The organism is Lysobacter enzymogenes (genome assembly GCF_017168095.1).
Taxonomy (GTDB): domain Bacteria; phylum Pseudomonadota; class Gammaproteobacteria; order Xanthomonadales; family Xanthomonadaceae; genus Lysobacter; species Lysobacter enzymogenes_D.
Map to the genome: position 1 here is coordinate 1 of NZ_LXSD01000327.1, position 2,095 is coordinate 2,095.

Genomic DNA, 2,095 nt, shown 5'->3' on the forward strand with positions numbered 1-2,095 from the left:
CGACACCAGCGCCCGCGCGGGCAGCCGCCAGGCCTGGGCCAGCGCCTCGCCCGAACAGGCCGACCGCACCGCCGCGGCCGAACGCGCGCGCCGGTTGCTCGCCACCGCCGGCGCGGGCGAGGTCCACCTCGCCCAGGCCGACGGCTTCAACGCCCGCGACGTGATGATCGACCGCGACGGCACCGAGCACGTGCGCATGGAGCGCAGCTACCAGGGCCTGCCGGTGATCGGCGGCGACATGGTCGTGCATTCGCGCGACGGCGAACTGCTCTCCATCACCCAGGGCGGCAACCTGCGCACCGCGCTGCGGCCGGCGCTCAAGCCGGGCATCAGCGCGGCCCAGGCCGCCAGCGAAGCCGGCGCCCGCTTCGACGGCCGCGTCGCCCAGCTCGATCCGGCCCGGCTGGTGGTGTACGCGCGCAACGGCATCGAGCCGACCCTGGCCTACCAGATCGGCCTGCGCGGCGAGCGCACCGGCAGTCAGGACCCGGGCGTGCTGTCCTACTTCATCGACGCCCGCAACGGCGCGCTGCTGGAAGCCGAAGACCATGTCCACGCCGCGGCCGCCAACGGCACCGGCAAGACCCTGAGCCTGGGCAACGTCGGCATCGTCACCAACTCCGTCTCCGGCGGCTACACCCTGACCGATCCCTCGCGCGGCAACGGCCAGACCCTGGACGCCAAGAACGGCCAGCCGAGCTCCTCGTTCATGGCCTCGCCGTTCAACGACGCCGACAACGTGTGGGGCAACAACGCCACCTCCGACAAGGCCACCGCCGCGGTCGAGGCTTATTACGGCATCGGCGCGACCTGGGATTACTACAAGGCCGTGCACGGCCGCAACGGCATCAAGAACGACGGCAAGAGCATCCTGAGCTACGTCCACTACGGCCAGAACTATTTCAACGCCGCCCTGGTCACGCCCGCCTTCGGCGACATGTACATGATTTACGGCGACGGCGACGCCAGCAACAACTTCACCCCGCTGGTGGCGCTGGACGTGGCCGGCCACGAGATGACCCACGGCGTCACCGGGGCCACGGCCAAGCTCGGCTATTACGGGATCAAGGATTCCGGCGGCATCAACGAGGCGGTGTCGGACATCTTCGGCACGCTGGTGGAGTTCAGCACCGGCAACGGCAACGACCCGGGCGACTTCCTGATCGGCGAGAACCTGCATTTCAAGGGCACCGCCACCGGCACCCAGGAATATCCGCTGCGGGTGATGTTCCAGCAGAATCTCGATTCGGCCTATCGCACCAACGGCAAGATCTCGTTCAAGTGCTATCCGGCCGGCGGTTTCGCCGCCGCCGACACCGACAGGGGCGAGAAGTACGACCCGCACTTCACCTCCGGCGTCGGCAACCTCGCGTTCTACCTGATGGCGCAGGGCACGCAGGTGCCGGCCGGCTTCACCAACCTCGCCGCCGCCGACCTGAGCTGCAACGGCGACACCGGCGTGGTCGGCTTCGGCCTGGCCAAGGCCGGCGCGATCTGGTACCGCGCGCTGACCAAGTACTTCGTCTCCAGCACCGACTACCCGCGCGCGCGCGCGGGCACCCTGCAGGCGGCGGCGGACCTGTACGGCGCCAACTCGGCCGAGTACCAGACCGTCGCGCGGGCGTGGTCGGCGGTCAACGTCAACTGAGTTGCGCAGTTGCATCGCGCCGCCTCGTGGCGGCGCTCACGGACGGCCCGCATCCGCGGGCCGTTCGCGTTTTCGGCGCGCTGCGGTGCGGCGGCCGGGCCCAGGAGTGGGACTCGTCCGAATTGCCGGTTTTTGCGAACGCTCTGGCGCTTTGCGCCGGCCAGGCCCGTGGCCGGCAGCGAGCCGACGCGCGAGCGCTGTCTAGAGTGGATCCCGAAGCGCCGTCCGCAGGCGGGTTGCCCCTCGCCGGGATGCGCTCGATCCGGCCCGGCCGCGCCGCAAGGCCGCCGGCGCCGCCCTTATCGCAAGGCTTCAAGGGGAAACGAGTCCATGCAGTTGAAGACCGCTCTACTCAGCACCGCCGTGGTCGCCGCGCTCGCCGGCCTGGGCTTCCACGCCGCGCAGGCGGACCGCCAGGCCGCTCGCGCCGCCGCCCGCCCGGGCGCT

General features: G+C 70.6%; 1 protein-coding gene. It reads left to right on the forward strand.

The annotated features are described in order from the left end of the window. Positions 1–1,648, forward strand: a 1,648-nt coding sequence (locus A7A76_RS11635) for a M4 family metallopeptidase (protein ID WP_343225320.1), incomplete at its 5' end; no start/stop codon positions are given. Between the last annotated feature and the right edge of the window lie 447 nt (positions 1,649–2,095).